Origin of the sequence: Methylocystis sp. MJC1 (assembly GCF_026427715.1) — a bacterium.
Classification (GTDB): domain Bacteria; phylum Pseudomonadota; class Alphaproteobacteria; order Rhizobiales; family Beijerinckiaceae; genus Methylocystis.
In genome coordinates this window covers 521,168-545,756 of record NZ_CP107558.1, presented here as the reverse complement: position 1 = coordinate 545,756, position 24,589 = coordinate 521,168, and the positions used below count along the sequence as shown (strand labels likewise).

Here is a 24,589-nt window from a genome sequence, read left to right as displayed (position 1 = left end):
CGTGACGACCTCCCTCGTCTTCCCCTCGCTCAAGGGGCAGCTCTTCCCGGTCAAACGGCCCGTCACGGCAAGCAATGTGGCGAGCGGCAACGACTCGGGCCGCGAGGTCCGGACCGCGATCTACGGCAATATCTGGGAATGGGAGATCGGCTTCGACGGGCTCGGCTCCGACGCTGCGCTCTACGCCGGGCTCGGCGCGCAGACGCTGCAGGCGATCGTGGAGCTCTACATCCAATGCCAGGGCGCGTTCGGGACGTTTCTCTATACCGACCCGACCGACAACGCCGCGACCGCACAGAGCCTCGGAACCGGCGACGGCGCAACGACCGGCTTCAAATTCCGCCGCGCGATCGGGGGCGCCTTCGACAATGTGGGCAAGGTGACGATCGTTTCGGCGGTTTATCTCAACGGCGTCGCGCAATCCTCGGGCTGGTCGCTCGTCGCGCCCAATGTGTTGAGCTTCGCGGCGGCTCCAGCGGCCGGCGTCCCGGTGACCGCAAACTTTTCCTACCGGTTCGTCTGCCGCTTCATGGACGACAATATCGAGCTGACGCAGATCATGAACCATCTCTGGCAGGGGAAGAGCATCAAGTTCAGGAGCGTGCTCGCTTGAAACCTGCCCCCGCCGCACTCGCCACGCTGCTCGATTCCGCGCGGACGTCACTCGACTCGACGCTCGCTTTCGCCGAGTGTTTCACCTTTTCCATGCCCACGGGAACGGTGCTCACTTACACGAATGCGGACGTTCCGATCCTCTACAAGGGCAATCTGTTCCGCTGCGACGGCCCGCTGATCCAGGGGCTCAAATATAAATCCACGATCGGCTTCAACGTCGACCGGCAGAATGTGACGATCGCGGCGCGGCCCGGCGATCTCATTTCGAATGCGGGCGCGCAGTTTTTGGTCGGGCTGCGCGACGGCGCTTTCGACGGCTGCGTCATCGCGCGCGACCGCGTCTTCTTCTCCGATTTCGTCGGCGGCAATCTCGCCGGCGGCATAAGGATGTTTCTCGGGCGTCTCTCGACCGTGGACCAGGTCGGCCGCACGCAGGCAGAGATCAGTGTGGCGACGATGCTGGTCCATCTCGACCAGCAAATGCCGCGCAATGTCTATTCGCCGATGTGCCTCAACACGCTCTATGATGAAAACTGCAACCTGGCGCGATCGGCCTTCGGAACGCAGGGCGCGGCCGGCTCCGGATCGACGGCGGCCGTCATCAATTTCACCGGCGCGCTCGCGCAGCATGTGCAGGGGTCGCTTGTTTTCTCGACCGGCGTCAATTCCGGCGTGCGCGCGACGATAAAGGCCGTCTCGCCCGGCGCGTCGCTCACGCTGATGTATCCGCTCCCCGAGGTCCCGGCGGTCGGCGACGTGTTCTCGGTCTATTGGGGCTGTGATCACACGATGGCGACCTGCAAGGGCGTCTTCAACAATCTCAGCCGGTTTCGCGGCTTCCCCTTCATCCCGCCGCCGCAGAGCGCGCTCTGATGACGATGCATCTCCGCCAAAAGGTCATAGCCGAGTCGCGGACGTGGATCGGGACGCCCTTCCACCACGGCGCCGACTTGAAAGGCGTTGGCGTGGATTGCGGATTTCTGATCCTCCGCGTCTTCGCCGATCTCGGGGTCGTCGAGCCCTTTCGCCCGGCGCCCTACACGCCGGACTGGCATCTGCATCGCGACGAAGAGCGCTATCTCGACGCGCTGCTTGCGCGGTCGGTTGAGGCTGAGACGCCACAACCCGGCGACGTGGCGCTGTTTCGCGTCGGGCGCTGCTACAGCCATGGCGGTATCGTCACACGGCCCGCGCCGCTGACGATCGTCCATGCGTCCTGCCCGGCAAGGATCGTTTTGGAAGAAGATGTGGGCTCCAACGCCGAAATGGCCGATCCGCGCCGCGCTGTGCGCTTCTTTGACGTGATCGGGCGCGCCGCAGCATGAGCTTTCTTCGCGGAGCCTCCGCCAAGTCGCAGCAATCGGCGATGCCGCTGCCCCAATATTCGGGGCTGCAAATCCAAACGTCGAGCAACGCGATCCCGGTCGCGATCTGCTACGGGATGAACAAGCTCGCGCCGAACTTGATCTTTTATAACGGCTTTCATTTCATCCCGAACCTGCAGCCGCAGCAAGTCGCGAATAGCGGCGTGAGCGGATGGTTTGGGCACACACATACCCAATACACCATCTCGAGCTGGGAGTATTTCTGCGACCTGATGATGGGCCTTTGCGAGGGGCCGGTTCAGGGGATCGGGCAGGTCTGGAAAGACAATTCAATCTATGGGGCGACAACTCAAACGGCTGAGAACTGGGTCGTTCCGGCCGTGTCGCCCTATCAAATAACCGTTCGCCAGGCGGCGTCTTTCGTCCAAAATGTTTCGGTCAAATATAATTCGACCGGCATTTTGCTGGTCCAGGTCGCAGGCGCGCCCGGGCCGGGCCAATATTCCGTCGCGGCAGGCGTCTATACGTTCAACAGCGCCGACGCAGGCAAATCCGGCAATATCTCCTATCGATATAAAACACCGACGGTATTCAATGCCTTCGGCAAGCCGATAAACACGGACCCGCTGGCGATCCTGCATCTCTCGCTGTTCAATGGCGCACAAGGGCAGGCTGGGTGGGGCTATCTTGCGGCAGCCTATCCGCAGGAAAATCTCAATTATTCCGGGACGGCCTATATCGCCGCGAATAACTACGACCTCGGCACGAATGCGACGATCGGCAATCTGAATTTCGAGGTCAAAGGCTTCTTTTACGGCACGGGCGCCAATGGGGTCGACGCCGATCCGGCGCCGGTCATCGCCGATTTCCTGACCAACCCGCAATATGGTTGCAAATTCCCAGGCGCCAATATCGACGCGACCAGCCTCTTCGGCTCGAGCAGCGATTCCTCGCTGCAGACCTTTTGCAAGGCGACCGGCATTTGCTTCTCGCCGCTGGTCAATCAGCAAGAGAGCGGCGCGAGCATTCTGCAGCGCTGGGCGCAGCTGCTGATCACGGGGGCGGTCTGGTCCGGCGATCGGCTGCGCTTCGTTCCGTATGGAGATCAAAATCTGACTGTCAATGGCGTGACCTGGATCGCGCCTGTGACGCCGGTTTACGACCTCGACGATCACGACTTCCTCTATACCGCGGGCGACGATCCAGTCACGGTTCAGCGCCTCGACCCTTTCACGATCCCGAATTTTCAATGGCTGGAGGTTTTGAACCGCGCCGGCGTCACGGCGGGCCAGGGTCAGCCGCAATATCAGGCGACGCCGGTCTCCGTGCATGATCAGGCGGCGATCGAACAATTTGGATTGCTGGTCGGAAGCTCTATCACTGCGCACGAAATTTGCGATCTCGCCGTTGCCCAGACCGTCGCGCAGACCTTGTTGCAGCGGCAGATTTACATCCGTCAGCAGTTCACTTTCAAACTGTCGTGGGAATATTGCCGCCTCGACCCGATGGACGTCGTCACCCTCACGGACGTCAATCTCGGCCTCTCGAAATATCCCGTCCGCATTATCGATATCGAAGAGGACGAAGAGGGCGCGCTAACGATCATCGCCGAAGAGTTGGCGCAGGGCGTTTCCACGGCAGAGACCTACGCCGTCTCCGGATCGGGTGGCGGGTCGCTGAATCAGGCGCTGCAGGCGGGCCCGGTCAATGCGCCGCTGATCTTCGAACCGCCGCCGTCGCTCACGAACAATACGCCGCAACTCTGGCTCGGGGCCTCGGCGAGCGTGAATGGCGCGGCCGATCCGAACTGGGGCGGATGCAACGTCTATGCATCGCTCGACAATATTTCCTATCAGCAGATCGCGACGATCCGGAACCCGATCCGCCAGGGCTTCCTGACGGCGCCGCTGGCGAGCGCGACCGGGTGGGACACGACGAACACGCTCGCGGTCGACCTTTCGGAAAGCGGCGGGACGCTCGATAATTCGACGCAGGCGGCGGCGCAAGCCGGGCAAACGCTTTGCCTTGTCGACGGCGAATTGCTCGGATTCGAAACCGCGACGCTCACCGCGGCGAACAAATATAATCTCACCGGGCTGGCGCGCGGGCTCTTCAATTCCTGCCCGCTGGCGCATGCGAGCGGCGCTGCATTTGCGCGCCTCGACGGGGCGGTCGCGGCGTTTGCCTTGCCGCCCAATTACATCGGCAAGACGCTTTATCTGAAATTCCAGAGCTTCAATGTCTTCGGCTCTGGCTGGCAGGATGTTTCGACTCTGACCGTCTACACCTACACGCCCACCGGCAACGGCGCGATCACGCCCGTCTGGCAGGGGCTGCAACTGCATCAAAACGAGGATTGGGGCGCGGCGACCGACGTCGTCGCGAACCAGGAAGATTGGGGAACGGTGACCGGCTGTCCGTTCGGCCGCGTCGTCGATCTAGGAGCGCTGACGTAATGACAGGATCGGCATCGCAGGTTCAGCTTCGCCGCGACACGAACGCCAACGTGGCGGCCTATACGGGCCCGCAGGGCGAGGCGATCTACAACACGGACACGAAGCGCCTGCATCTGCAGGATGGCGAGACGGCAGGCGGCACGCCGATGGCGAAGCTGTCGGAGGTCGTGACGGCGGCGCGCACGGCCGTTGCGGACGCGAATTACACCGCGACAGCGACGGATCGGATCATCGCCTTCACGTCGCTCACGGCCGCGCGCGCAGTGCAATTGCCGGCGGCGAGCGCGTTCCCGACCGGCGTTCCGCTGTGGGTAATCGACGAAAGCGGCGCCTGTTCGGGGGCGAATTATATCGCCGTCAATCGGAACGGCTCCGACACGGTTTCCGGCGCAACGAGCGCCACCCTCAACGCCGCCTATGCGGCGATCGCGCTCGAGAGCGACGGCGTAAGCAAATGGACCGTCTGGCAGGGCGAGCAAAACGTCTTTGCATCGGCTGTTGGCATTGGGACGCCGCCCGACCCGAGCAATCCGCTGTCGGTGAGGGCTCCGCAGGCGCTCTTCAACGCGCCAACAGACAGCATGCGCCATTACCTCAACAAGGTTGCGAGCGCGAATGACGCCGCGACGATCTATGAGACGAGCTTTGCCGCGCATGCGCAGCTCGGGCTTCTCGGCGATGACAATTTCCACGGCAAGGTGAGTCCGGACGGTTCAGCGTGGAAGGAATGGCTGAACGTCGACAAAACTACGGGCAAGCCGTCCTTCCCGCAGGGTATGGGCGATGGAACGCTAGCCGGCTTCCGCAATCGCCTGCGTAACGGCAATTTCTCTATCAATCAGCGCGCCGTTTCGGGAACGGTGACGCTCGCTGCCGGCGCCTATGGTCTCGACGGCGTAAAGGCGGGCGCGAGCGGTTGCACTTACACTTTCGCGCAGAGCGGCATCGACACTGCGATCACGATCACGGCGGGATCGCTGATCTTGCCGATCGAATCGTCGATGATCGAAGGCGGGACTTACACGCTGTCGCACCAAGGGACGGCGCAAGCGCGCGTGTGGCAAGGAACGGGTTATACGGGAACCGGCTCTTACGCGACCTGTCCGCAGACGGTTCTCGGCATCGCGGCGAACACGCAGACGAATGTCGAGTTTTCGATAGGGACGCTGCTGCTGCCGCAGTTTGAGCCGGGGGCGTATGCGACGATTTTTGAGCGGAGACCGCCAGGAACAGAAGAATCCATGTGCTACCGATATTTTTATATTTGGAAAGGTGGAACCTACGCGAGATTGTTCTTTGCTTATATAGACTCAGGCGCAAGTTGCGTTGCGGTATTTTTCTTGCCTGCCGCAATGCGGGCTACGCCTTCAGTAAGGCAGTTCTCTGGAATGACTATCAATAATGTAGATGCATCTTTTGGGATGTTTTATGGGTATCTTGGGAATATGTTAACATTTGCTCTAAATGTCACGGGTCAGCCAGTTGGGACGATGCAGCAATGCTATGTTGGCAGTAGTTATGCATCCGGCGTGGTCGAACTCTCGGCGGAGATATGATGATGAATTATACCGTTATTGACAATTCAAACTATGTTAGGCGAGGAGATGGAGTTGTAATTCCTGACGATCAAAGCAACTACGACTGGCAGGTCTATCAAACATGGCTTGAGGCTGGGAACACGCCGTCTCCGGCCCCTGGTCCGACCAAAGCCAACCTCATTGCGTACACTACAGCCGCCAGAGACAAAATCCTCGTCGCGGGCATCGTCGTCAACGTCGCCGCGAGCGGCCATCCAACGATTAGCATCCATTGCGACGGGCTTCCGCAAACTCGGCACGATCTGAACGGCTTCTGCGCGTGGGGCCTCGATCAGGTCGCTCGTGGCCTCACGGAAAAGCGAGATTGGTTCGATAACGGCTGGAATAAATACACGCTCACTGGCGCTCAATGCGTCGCGCTCGCCGTGCCGGTTGGAACGTGGTCTGACAAAGTCTTTGGCGCCGCACAGAGCCTGATCGAGCAGATCAACTCCGGAGCCATCACAACGCTCGCGCAGATCGACGCGGCGACCTGGCCGACTTCGTAGGGCGAAAAAGATGCTCTTCGGCGATTGGCGCGACACGCGCGCCGCGCTCGAAACGGCTTTCGAGAAAATTGGCGAGAAGCCACCCGAAAGCGGCTATCGGAAAAGAGACTGGAATCTGGTTTCCGAGGCCATAAGCGCCTATCGCGAGGCGCAGGCGTTTGAGTGCATCGAATGCAAAAGCGCGATCGCCTACGGGGGTGAAATCAGGTGCCTGGATTGCAGGGCGACGCTCTGTGAAACATGCGCGCCACGTCACTTCTGGCCGAATGGGCGCCCGAAAGAAACTGTCGACGTCGTGAAGTAGCGAGAGAGGCGGCAAGCAGCTCTCTTTCGCGGTCGACTGGGCCACACACTCGCTGTAACGGGCGATCCCCGCCGCTTCCAGCTCACTCAATAGCGCGAAGGCAATCCATGAAAAAGCACCTCCTCGCGGGGGCGATGGCGCTCGCCATCGCCTCGACGCCCGCGCGTGCCGATTTTCTCTCCGATCTGTTTGGCGGTTCGGCGTCGTGGGTTGCGATGCATCGCAGCGGGCTCGCGTCGGTCGCGCAGAGCTTTGTCGGGCGCGGAAATTTCACCGGCTTTCGCGGTCCGTGGTGCGGGGCGGCAATGAGCGAGTGGGTCGCGCTCTACACCGGCCGCAACCCGCATATCCTTCGCGCGCGGGATTGGGCGCGTTTCGGGCGCCCGTCGCGCCTTGTGCCGGGCGCCATCGTCTCCAAGCCGCATCACGTCTTCGTCTCGACCGATGGCCGCACATGCGGGATCGGCGGCAACGAGCATGGGCGGGTCGAGAATCGCTGCGGCCGTTCGCTTCGCGGCGTTATCGCGATCCGCGCGCCTTCGATCTGACTTTCGTGCATTTTTTTGCACAAAATCCCGAGGAAGCACCAATGACCAACTGGACACGCGTTCTCCGCGCGCTGGCGCCGCATGGGCGTGACGATATCATTGCGATGATCGCCGATCATGCCGACGATGTCTTTCCGCGCTATGGCATTACGACCGTGCGCCGGCAGGCCTGCATCATTGCGCATGCCGCTGTCGAGACTGGAAACAGACGCGGATATTTTCAGCGGCTCGACGAAGATCTCGATTACACAGCCGAGCGCCTCCATGAAGTCTGGCCCAAGCGCTTCCCGACCGTCGCGAGCGCCGCGCCTTTTGCTCACAATCCGCATGCCTTGGCGATCAAGGTCTATGGCGATCGCATGGGCAATCGGCCGGGAACGGATGACGGCTGGACGTTCCGCGGCAAGGGCGTGTGGAACGAGACGGGCCGCAAAAACGTCACCGCGCTGGGCAAGCTGTTCGGCGTGTCGGCGGAGGTTGCCGCGGAGCGGCTGACCGATCCGGCCTATGCGCTCGAATACGCGTGCGCCCTCTACAAGTTGCTCGGCGTCCAGCCCTATGCCGACTCCGGCGATGTGACCCGGCAGACCCTGCACATCAATGGCGGGAAGAACGGTCTTCCCGAGCGCGAGACGGCCTACGATAAGACCGTGCGGCTGCTTAGCGCCGAGACTCAAGTCTCGCGCGTGTCGGGCGTCGAAGAAGCCCCGAGGAAAGTAACGGCGCGCGATCTGCGCGCGACCGGCTCACGCACCATCGCTGGGACGGATCGCGTCAAGGTTGGCCTCGCGAACCTCACGACAGGCGTCGCCGCCGTTACCGCTACCACTTCGACAGTCAACAGCATTGCCGGGCAGATGTCGGACGCGGCCGATTCCGTGACGGGCGCCGTGCAGAGCGGCTCGGCCGCGCTGGCCTGGGCCGAGGGCCATTGGAAAGCGCTGGCGATCGTCGCCGGCGCGATCCTCGTCATCGTGGCGCTCTGGCAGATTTGGCGCGGCGCATCACAGGCTGAGGCCGCGCGTGTGGATGACGCGCGTAGCGGCGTCAATCCCTCCCGTTGATCAGCGCCGCCCCGGAGCCGCCCATGCCCATCTTCGCAGCCCTTTCCGCCCTCCAGCCCATCGCCTCGGCCGCCTCGTCCTTTGTGACCTCGCGCCTGGGGCAGATCATCCTCGCCGCCGCCGTTGCCTATGGCGTCGGTCATCATCACGCGTCGCAAGCATGCGCTACGCGAGAGGCGGCCGAGCGCGCCGCGCTTGCGGCCGCACACCAAGCCGAGCTCGCCCGCGAGAAAGCGGCGACCCGCGAGATCGCCGCCGCGGCGACACAGCGCGCCGAGGAATACGCCGCCGCCGCGAGCGCACAGCAACAGATCATCGATCGCCTCAAATCGGAGCCTGCCCATGTCGCAAAGCCTGCCGAGAACGCCGCTCCCATCCGCGCCGCTATCCCTGCGGAGGCGGCTCGCCCTTGTGTCGTTGACGACGCTCTTGCTCGCCGGGTGCGCGACTTCGACGCAGCCGGTCATGGAGCGGGAGCGCCTGCCGGAGCCGCCCGCTAATTTCGGCGCGGGGGTCGCGCTTCCCGTGGCGACGGCAGGAAAGCGGCTCGACGTCTTCGCGCTCGAGAACCGCGCCGCGGCCGAGGAAGCCAATCGCCGCCTTGCCGGCGACGCCGCCTTCTACGGAGACGTGCGGCGCGACTTCGGGGCGCGGTGACCATGGCGCCCGCCGAAGCTCAGACGGCGATCTTTGTCGCGTTAGCGATCGTCATCGGCGGGGCCTTGCTCGTCGGAATCAGGAAGCATTGGGGATAGCGATGGCGGAGCTCACGAAAGAGGAGATCAAGGAGGCTGTCCGCGAGGCTATGGCGGATACGCGGGCGGTTGTGGCCGAAAAAATCGAGCGCACCTTCGGGATCGACTGCAACGACATCGAAGAGCGCGCCGAGACGCGCAAGGATATGGAGTTTTTGCGCGCCATGCGCATCGGCGCCCGCCAGGGCGGGGAAAAGCTCTTCTGGTGGCTGCTTGGAATTGCCGGGACAGTGACGATCGCCTGGTTCTGGCCCGGAATTTCGAAATACGTCAGCAAGTAAGGCAGGCTATCGCCGCGTTTTGCGTCATTTGGGCGCGTTCTCGTCAACCTCCCATTTTTGGGAGGTGACTGCAACACCGGGCTTGCTCCAAACCGAGCCCGCCGCGTTGACCCGGCAATTGGCAAAGACCGCCATTTTCGCAGAGCGTTTGACGATCGCTTTGCCCAAAAACATCCCACGATACCGCTAGATGACCCTCACCTGCGGCAAACGTGGCGAGAATTCCAAGGTTTCTCTGGTCAAAGGCGTAGGTCCGCAATCCTGTAGCGTCGCCTCCGTGCGACAATCCACCGCTCGGTTTCTGCTAATTGTGATGACCAAGGCAGGGCGTTAATTTCTCGGGCATGTTCATCCGTGCGCAAATCGCGAACGCAGTGCTGCTGTCGATCGTTGTCGCGACGATGGGTGGCCTCGCCATGGCGGTCGCGGGCGGCTGAACGTGAGGTCCTACGCTGCTCTCGAATTCGGCAGGGTTCATGCAGGGCTTGGCGGCGTTTGGCGGACAATGCCAGCATAGGCGCTCAAAGTAGGTGGCGCGGCCTATGTTGCGAAGTACGTAGACAGGCTCTCACCCCAGCTGATGGCAGGCGCACGAAAAAACACGCGCTTCGGGGAAATCGTCGAGGAACTGACGCAGAACCGCCAACAAGTCAGCCGCGTGCGCTGACGCCCCCATATCGGTCGCTGAGCAGAAGTCAGCTACGATCATGTCGCGCACAGCTTCAGGTCCGCGCCAGAGGTTGAGCAGGTAGGACGAGAGCAACACTCGGGGCTTGGCGGGCGACGACCCTAACCCTAGGACTAACTCACTGGCGGGCAGGCCTGGGATGGCGCTAATACCCTGAACACTCAACATTTTTCGCCCTCACTCTTCTCGCTCTGCGACAGATTGCCGCACCTCGGGGCTATTTTTCAATTTCGTAAATCTACGTATTTGGTAACTCACGGTCGCGCTTGACCAAGCGGCGCGCTGCTCGAGTGCTTGCTGAGTATTCCCCCCAATTGCGGGCGGTTGATGGCGGTGTAAAACAAGGTCGCCCGGCCGTCATCTGCCAACCGGGTAAGGCGGCTCGGTTTCTGGGACAAGCCCTTCGGCTCCCGCGCCGAGCCGCCCGCTGCATTGCCCCCACCTGGCGCATCGACGCAGCGCCTCGACGGCTTCTATAGGGGCGGGCTTTGTTTAGATGCGCATCAGAGCCCGCTAGCTGCGCGAGCAGGTGATCACCCTTCTGTATAGCCTGCAGTTGCAGAAACCCGCTTCTGTATCAGCCACCATCCGAGTCGTCGTCGGGCTCGGGCACGCCTGGCGTAGTTGGGAGATCGGCGGGGCCTCCTTGGTCATCGGGGGCTGGCGCCATCTGAGCAGGAGCATCGATCGGTGGGACTGACTGAGCTTGAGCGAGTAGTGCGCCAGAGAACAGCGCTGCGCCAGCAAGGGTCGCTCGGAGCATGAGATACGTCATGGGCGTCTTCCTCCGTTGCCGACGAACCGGCAATTGGGCGGACATGGCGTAATTGCGCATTTCGTCAACTACGAAAGCTGCGCTAGGCAGTGAAACTCTTGCCGCGGCCTCCGCCTACACCGGCCCTGCAAAGGACCTCGCTAGCATGCGTAGTCTGGGATCAGCGCCATCCACTGCGCCAGTGGCCTGAGCGCGGCTCGCGCTCTTGAAACTTAGAAAGCAGGCCCTCGGCGCCGGTGGGCTACCGAGGACCTGCGCCCTCGGGGGCTTGGGGGGCGAATCGAGGGCAGCCGAAACTAGACGGTCACCCGTGGTCTGGGCTTTTCGACAACGTTTCCGGATTTTGAACGCAGTCTACCTCGGCGTCGCACGCTCCGCGCGTAGACGGTAAGCCTGCACGCGCCACAGTATGGCGAGCTCATCGCCACCGGCTCCCCGCAGAAGCGCTCTGGCGGGTCGCTAAGGCGCCCTAGCGGAAACTTGCAGCGGCCCTCTCGCAATTGCTCAAACGTGATGCCGGGCTGTTCCGGCTCGCTTTGTTTGTCTTCTGCAATGACGCCAGCGGCTTCGTCCATATTGGCTTCCACCTCCTCGAAAGCGACGAAGCCCGGCCGCTCAGGGCCGGGCTGGGCGCGGATCCCCTGGGATGGGGATGGGCGGATGACGCGCCCTTGATATTTTTGAGGTAGAGCCGCGTGGCTGCCCTTCAAGCCCCTCGCTGTTTGATCGCTCGAGCGAGCAAGTCACTGGTTACAGAAGCTTAATTTGCCATTCTTAGGTGCAGACATACATCGGGCTAACCGTCCATTCCTACACCATCGAGGCTGCGTCTTGCGTAAACGACTCCTCACCACGATGTCCGCGGCGATGCTCGCTGCCGCAGGTCTGGCAGGGACCGCCCTTGCCGACCCACCCGCAACCGATCAGCCCGCTCAGGCCGGGGATCAAGGCTTCTCTCCTGAAGACCGCGCGGCTTTCTTGGACGCCCGGGTAGCAGCGCTAAAATCGGGTTTGAAGCTTACTGCGGCGCAGGAAAAATCATGGCCCGCGCTCGAAACCGCTTTGCGCGAGGTATGGAAAGCTCGCGCGGATCGCGCCGCGGAGTTCCGCGGGAAATGGAAAGACATTCGCGAGCATCACAACGTCGTCGAGGGGCTACGACTGCGCTCTCAGGGGCTTACTTCACGGGGCGCAGAGCTAAGCAAGCTCGCGGACGCTGCGAAGCCGCTCTTCGACAGTCTCGACGATGCGCAGAAGCGCCGCTTCGGCGTTCTTCTCTTCCATGTGCTTTTGACGCCGATTGGCCACGGGCACTGGGGAGCGCACGCCGATCACTGACAAAGGCAGCGGCCGCGCAAGCCGGGAACGTGAGACACAAGCTAGGGCGAGCGGGATTGGGCGGCAGCATAATTAGGCCGCCCGCGAGGGTTCGATTAGCGCCGGATCATCGTCCCCGACGCCAGAGCGGTTCACCCGCGACGATACGATCCATTCGTGTAGCGCGTTCTCGGGCGGGTGACAAAGAAGCTCCCCAAGGCGCTCTCCCGCCATCCAGGCGCCGGCGTCGCACCAGTCGAGAATGACGGGCATGCGGTCATGAAAGGGCCGCATCCACTCGTTTGCGGGCCCCACGACAATCGTTGCGGACTCCATGGGCTCCTGTGTCTCAGGATCGCGCCAGCACTCCCATAGGCCCGCAAAAGCCAGCGGGCGGCCGTCGCGCGCCGAGAAATAGTGGGGCGTTTTTGCCCCCGGCTTGCCGGTCCATTCATAGAAGCCCGACGCCGGGATGATGCAGCGACGCGACTTGAGCGCCGAGCGGAACATCGGCTTTTCGGCAAGCGTCTCGGCGCGGGCGTTGAAGGTCGCCGGCAGTTCGCTGAGCGATTTCTTCCACCAGGACGGGACAAGGCCCCAGCGCATGGAGACGAGCTCGCGGCCCGCCCCCCCAAGCCGTAGGACGTCGATTGGAGTGGTCGGCGCAATGTTGTAGCGCGGCCGTAGATTGCGCGCCGGGCCGATGACGCTCAGGAAGCGCTCGACCTCCGCCCATGTGTAGGATTGTGTGAACCGTCCGCACATGGGGGCGATATTAACGCCGCCCCCTCATCGACGCTATGGCGCGCCGATCGCCGGGACGGACCTATCCGCGCGGCTGCGCCATCCATAGCCCGCGCTGCGCTCATCGCAAGCCAGCTATTTGCTGGCAACCAGCAGTTCAAACAGTTGGTTGAAGTCGGCCTTTTCGGTCTTGATGAAAACCCCGCGATAGCCGTTGCAGCCGATGGCTATCGTATACTCACCCCCGGAATACGCCCACCCCTGTTGGGGTATCCATTGCATGCCGCTCAGTTTGGAGAATGCTTCGGCAAGCGCGTTGAAGTTGGTCGTTACCGACGCACAAAACTGTGCAGCCGCAGCCATCTCAGTCATCCCGGGCGGCGTCTCGGCGGTCGCTTCGTGATCAAGCAGGCGGCCGTCCGGGGCGAACTCAAATGCGAGGACGACGCCGTCCAATTTTGCAAGTTCCGTCAGTGCAGCCATTTTCCTCTCCACCTCTGCGAAGGTCATTGCTTCTCAGGCAAGCAACCCCGAAAGCTTCAGCCTGTTTTCCATCTTCCCTGGCAAGACTGGAAATCACCTAGTTGACGCTACCTATAGGCGCATCGGTTGGGCCGAAGGCCCTTACTCCATACCTCCCTGCCAAATCAGGAGCGAGTTATGATGAAGCTGCCATCAACCATCAATCGACACGTCGTCGGGGCTTCCGCAATATTGGCGGCGCTGGTGGTTTTAGGCTACGCGGCGAACTCGATAAATTACCGTCGTGTCGCAAGCCTCCCCGAGGCAGACCTTGCAATCGCCCAGAACATTTCAGCAGAGACGCCTTGGAATGAGAATTTCCTGTCTCAACTCAAGCAAGTCCCACCCAACGCCTATGGATCAGCGCGAGGTTCCGAAGAAACGCTTGGCCAGAAGCTAAAGGAAGGTATCACAGCGATGATCCCTTCCGTGGGTTCGCCCTCGGCGCAAACAGCGTCTAAAAACTGGAGCGATGAAGAGTGGCAGATTGCTGAAAAGGCGGTCGCAGACCATCGGGGACCTACAAAGGCGAGTAACAGCAATAACGCCAGCGTGGCGTCAAAAATAATCTGGCAGCCGCCAGAGGAAATTGCGAACGGCAGAGCCGGCCAATGAAGGCCGGTCGATCGCAGCAAATTAGAGTAACCGCTCAGGATGCCCTGCCTAGAAAGGGAAGCATTAACTCGGCTTGTCAGTGAGCAAGACATAAAATGCACCTTTCTGGCAGTCAGAGCCCTAGGCGGCCCGGCCAGTGAATTCTTGGTCGGGCCGCACGGGCTTGCGACGAGGGATTATCCGCAAGCCGCTTAGGTTTCAGCTCAAATCACCACGCTAGACTTTGCCCCGCCGGTCAACGAGCGGCAGGGGTGCGCGTCGAGGCATGTTCCGCCAGCGGCAGACTTTCTTTTTCGAAGACGGCCCTTTGAAGCCTGAAGGCTTAGGGTAAAGCGTCAGTGGCCGATTAAAGTGGCCGTAATCATCGCCTATATCTGAATCTGTCTGGACATGGGATTGCTACGCAGCCGTTGACTGGCGCCCGTGCGACACACTACGGTCCCTCGATTTTCAAACGAGGGGTTTCCAATGGCTGATCTCATAAAACTGGTTAGCAGAGTGAAGTACGGCGACGGGGCGCCGGCCGCGGTCACGTTGGGTTCCCACAACAATGATGGCGTCTATAGCGCGGTGCTCCAGAGGGCAAACGACCCGAAGTGGTCCTCCACCCAACTCTGGCGGCGGGAAGCGCTCACTGTGACGCAGAACGACCGATCTTGGATTGGGTTGGCTTTCACAATCCCATCCCCAAATCACGGTCCGCGCTTGGCTTTGCAGTACAATGGCCCGAACACGGCTGTTACTGTCGCCCCCTACGGGTCTCAGATCGCCCAACAATTGTGGCGGCTAGCGTGGCAAGATTATCAAAACGGGCCCTACGCGGCGCTCGGCATGTTCGATCCCGTTCACCCGATCTTTCTGAGCATCAACAGCAATGCCGCCCAGGACAACCAGCCAATCTATTCCTGGAGCGAGAACGACGGAAAAGTGAAACTCGACGAATATTGGACGATGCAAGCGGCGTTTTGGACCGTCAATGGAAAAGAGACGGCCATCAACGAAGCCACCGGCGTCGAACCTCCTGCTCCGGTCTCGGTTGTGAAGACCGTTTTCAACGCCGCCCACGCCGACTCTAACTACTTCCAACTGCTGCTCGCAGCGCCAGCCTCCGTCTTCGACGCAGCTGGATATGCGATTCCCAATGAATACGTTGCAGATTTCGATAGATTCTATCGCTCACACAGCGGAGTGCAGGCACTGCACGCCGCCATCGCCGCCGGACAATCGCTGGATAGCGTGCCGTTTTGGGTTTGCACGGCATGTCAAATCGCCTGCTATGTCGCTGCGGTGGGCGTCGCCGCTATCGGAGTGGGCGCCGTCGCCTTACTCACAACGACCTCGGCGCCGGTCGTCGCGGTAGCGGCGCTCCTCAGCGTGAGCAGCCAAGTGGCCTTGGCAGTTGTCGCCGCCCTCGTGGCTGCCGCCGCTGGTTCTGTCGAGATAATTGTCAGCAAACTCTGCGAGTTGATCGGCGTCTGCTGAGCGGCAAGGCGGAGCTTCCCGCAGCGGGCTTTTCTAAGGAGGGGATATAATGAAAAGATTGCTCGGAGCGGCCACGGCCCTCTCGTTCCTATTTCTCTCACCCTCCGCCAGCGCCTGGTGGGATATGGGCCATATGACCGTCGCCGCGGTCGCCTATCAGCAGCTTACGCCCTCGGCGCGGGCGCGCGTCGCCTCGCTGTTACGGCTCAACCCAGATTTCGACATTTGGGTGCGCGGCCTGCCGGCCGACCAGCAGGACCGCGTCGCCTTTATTCATGCGGCGACCTGGGCCGACGACATAAAGCGGCGCGACGATTACGAACGCGGCTCGGTCGCCCATGATGGCGAAGAGGCCGCCGCGAACATCGGTTACGCTGACCACAAGGTCCACGATTATTGGCATTTCGTCGACATGCCTTTCTCGCCGGATGGAACGCCCGCCCAATCCCCTCAGGCGCCGAATGCGCTGACGCAAATTGAAGCCTTTCGCAAAGCGCTCGCCTCCGATGTAAACGATGACGTGAAGTCCTACGATCTCGTCTGGCTTCTCCACCTGGTAGGCGATGTCCACCAGCCATTGCACGCCACGACGCGCTTCTCTCGCGCGCTCCCGAAAGGCGATCGGGGCGGCAACAACGAAACCATCTGCCTCGCCTTCACCTGTGGGGCCAAGCTGCACGCCTATTGGGATGGGCTTTTGGGGGATCGGGGCGGGCCATCAGACGCCGACACTCTTGCAGCCACCCTGCCCGCCCCCGACGCAACAGCGGCCACCATCGACGACCCTGCGAAATGGGTGAGCGAAAGCGAGCGATTGGCGGAGCAGTTCGTCTATACCGGGCCGATCGGCGACGGCGCGGGACCTTTCGCGCTGACCGACGCCTATCAGGCGGACGCCCATCGCGTCGCGCAACAGCAGGTGGCGTTGGCTGGCGCGCGATTGGCTCGGTTGCTTAGTGTTGCGCTGCGCTGAAACGCCACGGCGAAACTGCCTAGGAGACCGGCAGCGGTCGCGGAGAGAGCTTCGTTGGGAGCCCGGTAAACGAGGAGGGTTACAAAGATGAGCGGGGCAAATTTTCTTTCTGGTATTTATTCTGAAGGAGACAACGGAGTTATCGTGTGGCAGGGGTTCGACTTCGATGGTGGGGTCGTATTATTTGGAAGTGATCCGCCCGACGGAAATACCGTTCCACCCGACGCAGACCTCTGGTTTTCCGGGGACTGCGGCTTCGTGCCGGTAAACGGAGCCTTACTCGCGGTTCTTGGTAAGCCGGACTTCGATTCGGTGTCACTCGACACGTTGAAAGCGCAGCAATACTCCAATACGCCGTGGCCCGATTTTGGCTTTAACGGGATTCCCGAGGGTGTGGTGCTTGCGGTTAAGACCAATCAGGGACGCTATGCCAAAATCCGGACCGGCGCCATGCAGCTCACCCCCTGGGGTTATTGTATCAAATTCCACTGGGTCACTTTCTCTAACCTTGGATGGCCCCTGCGGCCAAGTTTAGCGGGAGTTGCCGTCCTCACCGGATTAATGCTGATGTTTGCCTGGAGCATCCGGTGCGTGCTTTGGGGGGGCTGCCCGTGATACGCAAGCGAGCGACTGAGTTGCGCGAGGCGACGCCGGTTCGCCTTAAGATCAGACGCGCGGTTCAAAGTTCGATGACGAACCACCTGAAGCGCGACAACCTAAGGCGCCCGGTCAGTCGCACTAAAAATCACCTCACATCTATTTGAACTTTTGTGCATTTTTTGCACAAATAGGACCCGGCGCCGCGATGGCCGCGCCGGGGTTTTTCCTTTGTCCGTGACATTTTGGTCGTGCGGGGCATAAAGGCCCAAAAGAACACGCCTCGGCCTTTGCATTAAACGGAGCGAAATGTGGCGCTTTCGGCGTTAGAAGGTCCGGAGATGGAGGCGCTCCAACGCGCCAAGCTTGCGGAGGTTGTCTTCAACAGCAACGTCAGCGGCCTTGTCATCCTAGACCGCGAGTACAACTTCATCCGCGTCAATGAGACCTACGCTAGGGCATGCCGAAAGCAGGTCGCCGACTTCGTCGGCAAGAATCATTTCGAAATGTATCCGTCGGACACGAAGCTTATCTTCGACGAAGTCGTCCGCACAAAGCGTCCCTGCCAAACTTTCAGTCGGGCATTCGTCTTTCCTGACCAGCCTGAGCGCGGCGTCACCTATTGGGACTGGACGCTGGCGCCTGTTTTCGACTCGGCAGGCGAGATCGAGTTCTTGGTTTTTTCGCTCAACGAGGTGACCGATCGCAAGCGCGCCGAAGAGGCGCTACGACGGAACGAGGAACGCTATCGGACCTTGATCATGGCCACGGCCGATATCGTCTGGACCACGGACCGGGACGGCAAGGTGATTGAAAACCAACCGTCGTGGGGGGCCTTCACCGGGCAAACAGCCCAGCAAATGTCTAGCTTTGGCTGGGCCGATGCCCTGCATCCCGAGGACCGAGAGCGGGTTGTCGCAACCTGGTCGCGCGCGGTAACGGCCCTGACACGCTACGAGATCGACTATCGGTTGCGACGGTCAGACGGCGAATATCGCTATTTTTCCACGCGTGGGGCGCCTGTCATCGAAGATGATGGCAGCGTCCGCGAGTGGATCGGCACATGCAGCGACATCACCGAGCGCGTGGCGGCGGAGCGGGCGGCGGCCGAATCCCGACGCCAGCTCGAACTCGAAATGGCTGAACGTCAACGCGCGGAAGCCGCGCTTTTCCAGGCGCAGAAGCTGGAGGCGATTGGCCGGCTTACGGGTGGCATTGCGCACGACTTCAACAACGTCCTTCAGGGCGTCGCATCCTGCATGACGGTTCTGGACCGTCACGTTCCTGCCGGCAAGGAGCGTCGCCTGCTCGAAGCGGCCCAGCGATGCGTCGAGCGCGGGGCGCGTCTGACTCAATCCCTCCTTGCGTTTGCCCGCTGTCAAGCTTTGCAACCGGCGCCCACGGATATTAGCCGCCTGTTCGAGCGAATCTTGCACCTGCTGGAGCGCACCATGGGTGGGTTGATCTCTTGCCGCAGCGAGATCGACGCCTCCACGCGGCCAGCCCTGGTCGACGCCGCGCAACTGGAGACCGCGATCGTCAATCTTGCGATCAACGCCCGCGACGCCATGCCGGAAGGAGGGACCTTCACCCTGCGCGCTTTCAACACCTCGATCACTTCAGCGAATCCTCTATCCGCGTCATCCGATCTCAAGGATGGCCCGTATGTCGTCGTTCAGGTCGAAGATACGGGCACGGGCATGGATCAAGAGACGGTCGACCGGGTCTTTGAGCCGTTTTTTACTACCAAAGAGGTGGGCAAGGGCTCAGGGCTCGGTTTATCAATGGTCCACGGGATGGCGTCGCAGATGGGGGGCGCGGTTCATGTCTCCAGCCGGATTGGCGTGGGAACGACTGTCACCCTCTACCTGCCATGCGCGGAGGCCGAGCCGGAGGCCATATTGCCGCATGCGTCGACGTGTTCTGGCGAGGGCCAGACAATTCTCGTCGTGGACGACGATGATCTCATTCGCCACGGCATCGCTTTGATGCTCGAGGAGTGCGGTTATCGGGTTGTTGACGCCCCCTCCGGCGACGTAGCGTTGGATTACCTTCGCGCCCCTCATACCGTCGATGCGCTGATTACCGATTTTGCAATGAAGGGTATGACCGGCGCGGAGCTTGCGCGTGAAGCGCGCCGTTACGCCCCCGATCTACCGGTGCTGATGCTTACCGGTTACTCGACCGAGGCTGCTGAAGAGATCTCTGTATTGAACAAGCCCGTTCAAGCTGATGAGTTGTGCACCCAGCTTGCAAGACTTCTATCAGAAGGCGCGGTCAGCTGACGCGACGGCCCCACGCCGTGCTAAGAAACAGCCTGAGCGCGGGCTTGGCGCGCTCAGGCTGTTTGGGCTGACAAAGAGGCGACCTTTGCTCAACGCCAAGGTTTAAGACCGTACCGATCATGCGACAGCAAGCTTGGCAGCCCTGGACAAAACGCCGCGCCCTCGCCCTTGTGCAAGGCATGCCCGCCCTTTTGGGCTCCGGATCATCCGCTCATCGGGCTTTCTCCCCGAGATTTGACTCTGGAAAAAGGTGAGGGAGCGAAAGCGAAAAGATAAGCGTCTCCCTAGGTCTAGTTTTCCCTCACTTTTTTATATGGTATTGAATTGCATGTATATTTCGTCTTCCTCCAGCCTACCAAGAAAAATCCAAGCACCTGTTTGTTTATACTTTTTGACTGGCTCACCATGCCCATAGGTGAGGGAGAAATATGTTCGCAAATGTTCCTAAGTGGTCGAGGCGCGAAAGCCGTAGATAAACCTTCTGGAATTGCCCTAGCGCCCTGCGCTCCCCGGCCCAATGCGGCAAGCAACCAGCGACACCTTGTCGCGTTGTCTAGCGTCATTCCCCTCCAAATACTTGAAAACAATAAGATAACTGCCACGGTTTAGCTCACATGTTCGACGCTCAGGAAAAGTTAATTGCGGCTGGTCTCGCCGAATGCGCCCTTGAAGGGTTCAGCGGATCGAAGCTGATTGAGTGCGTTAGGAAGAAATTCCTGACGCGGCGCTGAAGGCCATAAGACGCGCCGCCTTCTTTGCCGTTACTCGCCCGGGCGCTGACAATAAGGTGATAGGGCGCATCTACGAGATTGGGCTTCTACTTCGCGAAGATCGGCAAGCGGAAAAAGTTTAATCGGGACTGCCGGTGCTTTGAGAGACATCCAGCAGGGGACGGCGCTCGCGCCGCGCCTGCAACGCAGCAAAGCGCCGAGGGCGCGAACCAGCACCCTCGGAACAAGCCTTTAAGAGGCGTGGGCAGCTGCGCCCTTCGGGCCCGCGACATGACGGGACTCGCTTTCAAGCTCCGAGCGCGCCTCGGCGATCAGATCTCCTGTCGCCTCTGAGAACGTCGCAACGGTGCTTTCATAGATCGAGATGCCGGCTTTGATTGCTCCCTTGGCTACCGGCCGCAGCGCGCGGCCAACGGAGGGAAACACAGCCGGAACCACAAGAAGCGCTCCGATGCCGATCGCTACAGGTCCCAATGCTTCTTCCAGCAGATCTTCGAACAGCGCCATGGAGTCCTCCTCTCCAGAGAGTCACCGAACGGTCATCTGCGAATTTGGAACAGCTCATTCAAGGGACAGCACTGCTAAAAATACAATCACAAAGAGCAGCCAGCTAGGCGGCGAAACTAAAGCGGGAGTTCCTCATCGCCCGACCTTTCACGAGAGTAAGCCGCCAGGGACCGGGGCGAGAGCATTAATCGATTCATCCTCCAGCGTGTGCGAGGCGTGTCATGAGTTTCGCGGCCTCTGCGTCACTCGGCTTACTGCGTCATCTGGTTGTCATTTTTAAATGCGAACTGTTTGAAAACACATAATAAATCTTGAACCTATCGTTAAGTGTCGCGCTTCTGCTTAGGCATGGTTCGATGAGCAGTGCTACTCCCGTTCCCGCGACCCCGCCTCGGCCCAAGATCTCCGCGCGCTCACTGAATTTCTTTTATGGAAACGTGCATGCGCTGAAGTCGATTTCCGTGCCGCTCTATGAGAACAAGGTGACGGCCTTCATCGGCCCTTCCGGTTGCGGAAAGTCGACGCTCTTGCGGGTCTTCAACCGCATTTACGAGCTTTATCCGGACCAGCGGGCGGAAGGTGAAGTCCTTCTCGATGGCGAGAATATTTTGCACCAGGAAACCAACCTCGCGGTGCTCCGGGCCAGAATCGGCATGGTGTTTCAAAAGCCGGAGCCTTTCCCAATGTCGATCCGCGACAATATCGCCTTCGGCATCAAGGTTTTCGAGCGGCTCAAGCGAAGGGAAGTCGACCAAAGGGTCGAGGAGGCATTACGGGCGGCCGCTCTGTGGGACGAGGTGAAGGACCAACTTCGCTCCAGCGGCCAGAGCCTGTCAGGCGGGCAACAACAAAGGCTGTGTATTGCCCGCACGATTGCCGCTCGGCCCGAGGTTATTTTGTTCGACGAGCCATGTTCAGCGCTCGACCCGATCGCCACTGCAAAAATTGAAAATCTGATCGACGAATTGTCGAGGGTCTACACGATCGCCATCGTCACGCATAATATGGGGCAAGCCGTGCGCGTCTCCGACTATGCCGCCTTCATGTATTTGGGCGAACTCGTCGAATTCGGCGAGACGGACGAGATTTTCACCAGGCCGAAAAAAGAGTGCACCAAAAAATATATAACCGGCCATTTCGGATGAGGGCGGCGGTTTCTCTCCGCTCTCATAACGCCCAAGCGCAGCCCTTACGGGCCGCCACCAAGCTTGGCCTCACCGCCCCATCCCGCTCGCCCTGTGCTGCGCCCAATCCGGCCGCACGTCGCTTGGTCTCCCGCCGCAGACCGTGCATCTCAGGCGCCGCTTGAGTGACGGCACTTCAACCGAGCCGGGCAGCCCCGACACATCGACGCTCTCTCGGCGACCGCAGGCACATTGCACGTTAACGGCGCACACACCCAGGCTGCGCATGTTCGCAAGGTCCATGGCGGGGCCGATGTAACGGGCTGAGGGCGGCATTTGCGGGAGGGTAGGCCATTCGCGCTCCAGAGGGAAGATCAGGGCTTTTCCGCACCGAGGTGCGCAAAGGGGAGGTTTCAGAGCCCTCGTGCTGATCGGGCCCGATACTCTCGGCGTCGTTATCTCGCTCAAGGGCGCCCTACCCTCTACTGGCGCGGCGACCGCTCCGCGGGGAATTATTCATTCCGAATCTGCCCTTGGCCGTCACTGATTTTAAACGGCTATTCCTGAGCAGTTCCGAAACCTATCGCTTTGAAAACTCGATTAAATATTCGGCCTGTCACGCCGGAGGTCGCGGGTTCGAGCCCCGTCTCTCTCGCCATTAACTCACCAGACAGACCTCAGAACACATTCTGCAAAAGCCGACATGCTTTTGGGATAAGAATGTTCCTGCGTTTTTATACTGTGCGCGATTTCTCATACTCACGTGATACGCGAGCGGAAAACGCACCCGGCGCCAAGTAGGTTACACGACGCGACCCAAGGGCGCGCCAAAGGAATCGCCATTTGCCGATTTTCCCGGGCTCGTCGCAGACGATCCTCGTTACGCCTGCCAGTTTTTTCAAACCAAACTAAGCAGCCGAGCCGCCCGCAGATTCGCGCTCTTCTCTGGGTTTTCGCAAGTAGCGACAGCAATAGAGATGTCGTCGAGAAATATCCCGCGCCAATAACGCCGCGGAAAAGGCTCATTGCTCTCACAAAACAACCCCGTTGGAGCGCTTTCGGCGCGCCGCCGCGACGTTTCGCGGATTCATTAAAAGCCCGCTCGCAAGCGGAGGTAAAGGCGCATGCTCAAGCTGTTCAAGCCGCTCTTTGTCGCACTCGTCGCTCTTTCGCTGGCGCTGGACGCAACATTGGTTCCCGCTTTTGGCGGCGGGCATGGCGGTTTTGGGGGTGGCGGTGGAGGCGGCGGTTTCGGAGGCTTCGGAGGCGGCGGACATGGCTTTGGCGGCGGCCACGGCTTCGGGGGTGGGCATGGCTTTGGCGGCCTACCCGGCTTCGGGGGTGGGCACGGTTTCGGCGGTGGGCATGGCTTCGGCGGACTACCCGGCTTCGGCGGCGGCCATGGTCTCGGCGGCGGGCATGGCTTTGGCGGAATCCCCGGCTTCAGCGGTCCGCGCGGTTTCGGCGGCGGGCATGGCTTTGCGAGCCCACGCGGCTTCGGCGGCCATCAGGGCTTTGCCGGTCCGCGCGGTTTCGGCCCGCCCCTCGGCTACAATGGAATGCGGGGCCTGGCGGGCGGGTTAATTCGAAGCGCCGGCTGGGGAGGTTACGGCGGAGGCTGGGGAGGTTACGGCTGGCCCGGCTATGGCGGGGGCGGCTATGGCTGGCCAGGTTACGGTTGGGGGCTGGGCGCGGCCGGACTTGCCTTTGGGCTCGGATTGGCGAGCGCCTATTATGCTTATCCACCCATGGCCTTTCCCTACTATGCCGCCCCCCTCTATGGGGTCGGATATCCGCTCTACGGATGGGGCGGCTATGGTTGCTGCGGCTGGGGCGGTTACAACTGGGGATTGGGTTTGGCTGGGCTTGCGCTCGGCCTCGGGCTGACGAGCGCCTTCTATGGATACTCGCCCTTCGCCTTCTCCTACCCGCTTTATGCAAGCCCGTTTTACGGGGCTCCCTATCCTCTTTACGGCTACGGCGTTCCGGCCGCCTATGCGCCGCCTTACGCCTATGGGGCCGCCCCTGTCTATGACTACGGCTATGCATCCGCCGCCTACGACGATGCGCCCCTGACCGCTGTATCTTACGGCGTGCCGCTCTGGTGAGCCTCCGAGGGATCTCGGCGCGGCGAAGAAATTGCCCCTTTCATCCGGCCGGCGCAACGTCCGGTCCATACGAGGAAGCGTCATGAAATCGAGCAAGCTTGCAATCGCGTTGGCGGCGCTGCTGAGCCTTTTGAGCCCCGTCAGCGCGCAGGACGCCGGCGCTATCGGGCAAGGGGGCGCGACGACGGCGAGGCACGGCATGATGTGCCGCGCCTATGAGCGCGTCGACGGTCAACTCGCCTACATAAAGACCGAGCTCAAAATCACGGCCGCGCAGGAGTCTCAGTGGAACGTCTTCGCCAATGTTTTCCGGGGAAACAAGGAAAAGCAGCACCAGAGCTGCAAAGTGGCGCAGGAGCAGAGTCGCTCGATGATGGCCGCCAGCCTGCCAGAGTCGATCAAGATCAAGGAAGACCAGTTGAGCGAACAGCTTGAGGCCTTGCGCGTGCTGGACGCGGCGCTGCAACCACTCTATGCGAGCTTGAGCAAGGAGCAGAAAAAGACCGCCGACGAAATCCTGAAAGGCGCTCCGTGAGTCCTGGTGGCCGGAACGCGTGGATTGGATAATGAACAGCTCAACGAGGCTCACGCCTGACGCTCAGCGACGCCGCTGATCTTCGAGCGACGCGGGAAAAAGTCGGCGGGTGGCGCGGAACCACAACGCGCGGCGCAGCTCCCAAAGGGGCA

25 protein-coding genes are annotated in these 24,589 nt (G+C 61.0%); 21 read left to right on the top strand and 4 right to left on the bottom strand.

Features of this window, described 5'->3' with window-relative positions:
* Position 1 precedes the first annotated feature (1 nt).
* The 12 genes from OGR47_RS02660 to OGR47_RS02605 all read left to right on the top strand — a co-directional run bounded on the left by OGR47_RS02660 (position 2) and on the right by OGR47_RS02605 (position 9,434).
* Entirely contained in the window at positions 2-613 is a 612-nt protein-coding gene (locus tag OGR47_RS02660; RefSeq protein WP_165051584.1) for a DUF2460 domain-containing protein, read from the top strand.
* Positions 610-1,488 carry a DUF2163 domain-containing protein gene (locus tag OGR47_RS02655; RefSeq protein ID WP_165051586.1) on the top strand — a complete coding sequence of 293 codons (879 nt, stop codon included), beginning with the start codon at positions 610-612 and terminating at the stop codon, positions 1,486-1,488. The genes OGR47_RS02660 and OGR47_RS02655 overlap by 4 nt, the downstream gene beginning before the upstream one ends.
* On the top strand, positions 1,488-1,940 hold the full coding sequence (locus OGR47_RS02650) for a hypothetical protein (protein WP_165051588.1): 453 nt from the start codon (positions 1,488-1,490) through the stop codon (positions 1,938-1,940). The genes OGR47_RS02655 and OGR47_RS02650 overlap by 1 nt, the downstream gene beginning before the upstream one ends.
* Positions 1,937-4,396: a phage tail protein gene (locus tag OGR47_RS02645; protein WP_165051590.1), complete on the top strand. Its 2,460-nt coding sequence runs from the start codon at positions 1,937-1,939 to the stop codon at positions 4,394-4,396. The genes OGR47_RS02650 and OGR47_RS02645 overlap by 4 nt, the downstream gene beginning before the upstream one ends.
* Entirely contained in the window at positions 4,396-5,952 is a 1,557-nt protein-coding gene (locus tag OGR47_RS02640; RefSeq protein WP_165051592.1) for a hypothetical protein, read from the top strand. Before OGR47_RS02645 ends, OGR47_RS02640 begins: the two co-directional genes overlap by 1 nt.
* The gene (locus OGR47_RS02635) at positions 5,949-6,482 is read left to right on the top strand and encodes a hypothetical protein (protein WP_165051595.1); all 534 of its coding nucleotides are present in this window, start codon (positions 5,949-5,951) and stop codon (positions 6,480-6,482) included. The genes OGR47_RS02640 and OGR47_RS02635 overlap by 4 nt, the downstream gene beginning before the upstream one ends.
* Before the next feature lie 10 nt (positions 6,483-6,492).
* A complete protein-coding gene (locus OGR47_RS02630) occupies positions 6,493-6,786 on the top strand; it encodes a hypothetical protein (protein WP_165051597.1) in 294 nt (97 codons plus the stop codon).
* A 107-nt stretch (positions 6,787-6,893) separates the two neighbouring features.
* A complete protein-coding gene (locus OGR47_RS02625) occupies positions 6,894-7,334 on the top strand; it encodes a hypothetical protein (RefSeq protein WP_165051599.1) in 441 nt (146 codons plus the stop codon).
* Positions 7,335-7,375: 41 nt separating this feature from the next.
* Positions 7,376-8,398: a glycoside hydrolase family 19 protein gene (locus tag OGR47_RS02620; RefSeq protein WP_165051601.1), complete on the top strand. Its 1,023-nt coding sequence runs from the start codon at positions 7,376-7,378 to the stop codon at positions 8,396-8,398.
* A 23-nt stretch (positions 8,399-8,421) separates the two neighbouring features.
* On the top strand, positions 8,422-8,898 hold the full coding sequence (locus OGR47_RS02615) for a hypothetical protein (protein WP_165051604.1): 477 nt from the start codon (positions 8,422-8,424) through the stop codon (positions 8,896-8,898).
* Entirely contained in the window at positions 8,864-9,055 is a 192-nt protein-coding gene (locus tag OGR47_RS02610; RefSeq protein WP_165051606.1) for a hypothetical protein, read from the top strand. The genes OGR47_RS02615 and OGR47_RS02610 overlap by 35 nt, the downstream gene beginning before the upstream one ends.
* Positions 9,056-9,155: 100 nt before the next feature.
* Positions 9,156-9,434 (top strand): hypothetical protein, encoded by a 279-nt coding sequence (locus tag OGR47_RS02605; protein WP_165051608.1) that lies wholly within the window; start codon positions 9,156-9,158, stop codon positions 9,432-9,434.
* Between the two features lie 1,759 nt (positions 9,435-11,193).
* Here OGR47_RS02605 and OGR47_RS21845 read toward each other — a convergent pair.
* Complete coding sequence (locus OGR47_RS21845) at positions 11,194-11,472, bottom strand: hypothetical protein (RefSeq protein WP_416374447.1); 279 nt, start codon at positions 11,470-11,472, stop codon at positions 11,194-11,196.
* A gap of 256 nt (positions 11,473-11,728) precedes the next feature.
* Between OGR47_RS21845 and OGR47_RS02600 the strand changes: the two genes are divergently transcribed.
* A complete protein-coding gene (locus tag OGR47_RS02600; protein WP_246729668.1) occupies positions 11,729-12,235 on the top strand; it encodes a Spy/CpxP family protein refolding chaperone in 507 nt (168 codons plus the stop codon).
* Positions 12,236-12,307: 72 nt separating this feature from the next.
* Here OGR47_RS02600 and OGR47_RS02595 read toward each other — a convergent pair whose 3' ends face one another.
* Both OGR47_RS02595 and OGR47_RS02590 read right to left on the bottom strand, forming a co-directional pair.
* Positions 12,308-12,979, bottom strand: coding sequence for an SOS response-associated peptidase (locus OGR47_RS02595; RefSeq protein WP_216697883.1), 672 nt, complete (start codon positions 12,977-12,979; stop codon positions 12,308-12,310).
* Positions 12,980-13,093: 114 nt separating this feature from the next.
* Positions 13,094-13,441 (bottom strand): DUF2173 family protein, encoded by a 348-nt coding sequence (locus tag OGR47_RS02590; RefSeq protein ID WP_216697882.1) that lies wholly within the window; start codon positions 13,439-13,441, stop codon positions 13,094-13,096.
* A 177-nt stretch (positions 13,442-13,618) separates the two neighbouring features.
* On the opposite strand from OGR47_RS02590, the gene OGR47_RS02585 reads away from it, so the two are divergent.
* The 5 genes from OGR47_RS02585 (at position 13,619) to OGR47_RS02565 (ending at position 19,432) form a co-directional block, all read left to right on the top strand.
* Positions 13,619-14,095: a hypothetical protein gene (locus tag OGR47_RS02585; protein ID WP_165055670.1), complete on the top strand. Its 477-nt coding sequence runs from the start codon at positions 13,619-13,621 to the stop codon at positions 14,093-14,095.
* A gap of 468 nt (positions 14,096-14,563) precedes the next feature.
* On the top strand, positions 14,564-15,577 hold the full coding sequence (locus OGR47_RS02580; RefSeq protein ID WP_165055672.1) for a hypothetical protein: 1,014 nt from the start codon (positions 14,564-14,566) through the stop codon (positions 15,575-15,577).
* A 49-nt stretch (positions 15,578-15,626) separates the two neighbouring features.
* Complete coding sequence (locus OGR47_RS02575; protein ID WP_165055674.1) at positions 15,627-16,550, top strand: S1/P1 nuclease; 924 nt, start codon at positions 15,627-15,629, stop codon at positions 16,548-16,550.
* Between the two features lie 87 nt (positions 16,551-16,637).
* The gene (locus tag OGR47_RS02570) at positions 16,638-17,165 is read left to right on the top strand and encodes a hypothetical protein (protein ID WP_165055676.1); all 528 of its coding nucleotides are present in this window, start codon (positions 16,638-16,640) and stop codon (positions 17,163-17,165) included.
* Between the two features lie 293 nt (positions 17,166-17,458).
* On the top strand, positions 17,459-19,432 hold the full coding sequence (locus OGR47_RS02565; RefSeq protein ID WP_165055678.1) for a hybrid sensor histidine kinase/response regulator: 1,974 nt from the start codon (positions 17,459-17,461) through the stop codon (positions 19,430-19,432).
* A gap of 962 nt (positions 19,433-20,394) precedes the next feature.
* Here OGR47_RS02565 and OGR47_RS02560 read toward each other — a convergent pair.
* Complete coding sequence (locus OGR47_RS02560) at positions 20,395-20,670, bottom strand: DUF5132 domain-containing protein (RefSeq protein ID WP_165055680.1); 276 nt, start codon at positions 20,668-20,670, stop codon at positions 20,395-20,397.
* A 356-nt stretch (positions 20,671-21,026) separates the two neighbouring features.
* Here OGR47_RS02560 and pstB point away from each other — a divergent pair, with 356 nt between their 5' ends.
* The 3 genes from pstB to OGR47_RS02545 all read left to right on the top strand — a co-directional run bounded on the left by pstB (position 21,027) and on the right by OGR47_RS02545 (position 24,437).
* Positions 21,027-21,815, top strand: coding sequence for a phosphate ABC transporter ATP-binding protein PstB (gene pstB, locus OGR47_RS02555; protein ID WP_165055682.1), 789 nt, complete (start codon positions 21,027-21,029; stop codon positions 21,813-21,815).
* Positions 21,816-22,918: 1,103 nt separating this feature from the next.
* Positions 22,919-23,902, top strand: a complete 984-nt coding sequence (locus OGR47_RS02550; RefSeq protein WP_165055668.1) for a hypothetical protein — start codon at positions 22,919-22,921, stop codon at positions 23,900-23,902.
* 82 nt (positions 23,903-23,984) lie between these two features.
* Complete coding sequence (locus OGR47_RS02545) at positions 23,985-24,437, top strand: Spy/CpxP family protein refolding chaperone (RefSeq protein WP_165055684.1); 453 nt, start codon at positions 23,985-23,987, stop codon at positions 24,435-24,437.
* Positions 24,438-24,589: the final 152 nt, after the last annotated feature.

Bases quoted from the DNA above. Each gene is read 5' to 3' on its own strand.
- OGR47_RS02650 (WP_165051588.1), top strand. From the start codon at position 1,488: ATGACGATGCATCTCCGCCAAAAGGTCATAGCCGAGTCGCGGACGTGG.
- OGR47_RS02645 (WP_165051590.1), top strand. From the start codon at position 1,937: ATGAGCTTTCTTCGCGGAGCCTCCGCCAAGTCGCAGCAATCGGCGATG.
- OGR47_RS02640 (WP_165051592.1), top strand. From the start codon at position 4,396: ATGACAGGATCGGCATCGCAGGTTCAGCTTCGCCGCGACACGAACGCC.
- OGR47_RS02635 (WP_165051595.1), top strand. From the start codon at position 5,949: ATGATGATGAATTATACCGTTATTGACAATTCAAACTATGTTAGGCGA.
- OGR47_RS02630 (WP_165051597.1), top strand. From the start codon at position 6,493: ATGCTCTTCGGCGATTGGCGCGACACGCGCGCCGCGCTCGAAACGGCT.
- OGR47_RS02625 (WP_165051599.1), top strand. From the start codon at position 6,894: ATGAAAAAGCACCTCCTCGCGGGGGCGATGGCGCTCGCCATCGCCTCG.
- OGR47_RS02620 (WP_165051601.1), top strand. From the start codon at position 7,376: ATGACCAACTGGACACGCGTTCTCCGCGCGCTGGCGCCGCATGGGCGT.
- OGR47_RS02615 (WP_165051604.1), top strand. From the start codon at position 8,422: ATGCCCATCTTCGCAGCCCTTTCCGCCCTCCAGCCCATCGCCTCGGCC.
- OGR47_RS02610 (WP_165051606.1), top strand. From the start codon at position 8,864: ATGGAGCGGGAGCGCCTGCCGGAGCCGCCCGCTAATTTCGGCGCGGGG.
- OGR47_RS02605 (WP_165051608.1), top strand. From the start codon at position 9,156: ATGGCGGAGCTCACGAAAGAGGAGATCAAGGAGGCTGTCCGCGAGGCT.
- OGR47_RS21845 (WP_416374447.1), bottom strand. From the start codon at position 11,472: ATGGACGAAGCCGCTGGCGTCATTGCAGAAGACAAACAAAGCGAGCCG.
- OGR47_RS02595 (WP_216697883.1), bottom strand. From the start codon at position 12,979: ATGTGCGGACGGTTCACACAATCCTACACATGGGCGGAGGTCGAGCGC.
- OGR47_RS02590 (WP_216697882.1), bottom strand. From the start codon at position 13,441: ATGGCTGCACTGACGGAACTTGCAAAATTGGACGGCGTCGTCCTCGCA.
- OGR47_RS02585 (WP_165055670.1), top strand. From the start codon at position 13,619: ATGATGAAGCTGCCATCAACCATCAATCGACACGTCGTCGGGGCTTCC.
- OGR47_RS02580 (WP_165055672.1), top strand. From the start codon at position 14,564: ATGGCTGATCTCATAAAACTGGTTAGCAGAGTGAAGTACGGCGACGGG.
- OGR47_RS02575 (WP_165055674.1), top strand. From the start codon at position 15,627: ATGAAAAGATTGCTCGGAGCGGCCACGGCCCTCTCGTTCCTATTTCTC.
- OGR47_RS02570 (WP_165055676.1), top strand. From the start codon at position 16,638: ATGAGCGGGGCAAATTTTCTTTCTGGTATTTATTCTGAAGGAGACAAC.
- OGR47_RS02560 (WP_165055680.1), bottom strand. From the start codon at position 20,670: ATGGCGCTGTTCGAAGATCTGCTGGAAGAAGCATTGGGACCTGTAGCG.
- pstB (WP_165055682.1), top strand. From the start codon at position 21,027: ATGAGCAGTGCTACTCCCGTTCCCGCGACCCCGCCTCGGCCCAAGATC.
- OGR47_RS02550 (WP_165055668.1), top strand. From the start codon at position 22,919: ATGCTCAAGCTGTTCAAGCCGCTCTTTGTCGCACTCGTCGCTCTTTCG.
- OGR47_RS02545 (WP_165055684.1), top strand. From the start codon at position 23,985: ATGAAATCGAGCAAGCTTGCAATCGCGTTGGCGGCGCTGCTGAGCCTT.